Origin of the sequence: Mesorhizobium sp. M7A.F.Ca.CA.003.01.2.1, assembly GCF_003998945.1 — a bacterium.
Classification (GTDB): Bacteria; Pseudomonadota; Alphaproteobacteria; order Rhizobiales; family Rhizobiaceae; genus Mesorhizobium; species Mesorhizobium ciceri.
In genome coordinates this window covers 1-795 of record NZ_RZRA01001474.1, presented here as the reverse complement: position 1 = coordinate 795, position 795 = coordinate 1, and the positions used below count along the sequence as shown (strand labels likewise).

Genomic DNA, 795 nt, shown 5'->3' with positions numbered 1-795 from the left:
GCGCTGGGCGGATCCGGTTCCGTTCGAGCGGATGCGTGGAGCGACTGAAGCCGGTCCAAAACTCCCTGCAGAATAAACGCGGCTGCCGCCGAATCGATCTTGCCGGCGCGCTTGCGGCGCGAGAAATCCATCTCGATCAGCGTCCTTTCGGCCGCGACCGTCGATAGCCTTTCATCCCAGAGCACGAAGGGCAGGTCGCTCATTTGTGCCATGTTACGGACGAAGGCGCGCGATTTCTGCGCACGCGGACCTTCCGAGCCGTCCATGTTGATCGGCAGCCCAATCACCACGGCGCCGGCATTCTCCTTCTGCAGCAAGGCGAGCAGCACCGCCGCATCGAGCGAAAATTTCCTTCGCATGATGACCGGACGCGGATGGGCGAAGGAAAACCTCTGGTCCGAGACCGCGACGCCGATCGTCTTGTCGCCGAGGTCAAGCCCCGCCAGCGTCTTGCCGCCGGCTAACCGCGCCGGCAATTCTTCGATCGCGATAATGCCCACCGGCCGTCCTTCGCCTTTCACCACCAGGTGTTTTGTCAAACGCGTGGCGGACAAGTAACCCTTTGATCTCGGGGCCATTGGCGTTCTATCCTTTGGCAAGTCAAAAATCGAGGAATGCATTCATGAAACTGACCTGGTACGGCCACTCGGCCTTTCGGATCGATACCGCTGATGCCAAGATCCTCATCGACCCCTATCTGATAGGCAATCCGTCATGGACGGGTGGCTGGGAGGGCCCGGCTGAGGGTGTCACGCATGTGCTGCTGACGCATGGCCACAGCGACCACATCAGCGG

At 60.9% G+C, this 795-nt stretch carries 2 protein-coding genes; one reads left to right on the top strand and one right to left on the bottom strand.

The annotated features are described in order from the left end of the window. On the bottom strand, nt 1–500 hold a 500-nt coding region (ruvX, locus tag EN969_RS33565), incomplete at its 3' end, for a Holliday junction resolvase RuvX (protein ID WP_127419891.1). 122 nt (nt 501–622) lie between these two features. On the opposite strand from ruvX, the gene EN969_RS33560 reads away from it, so the two are divergent. Then, nucleotides 623–795 (top strand): MBL fold metallo-hydrolase (locus EN969_RS33560; protein ID WP_127419890.1); only part of this gene is annotated, 173 nt, incomplete at its 3' end.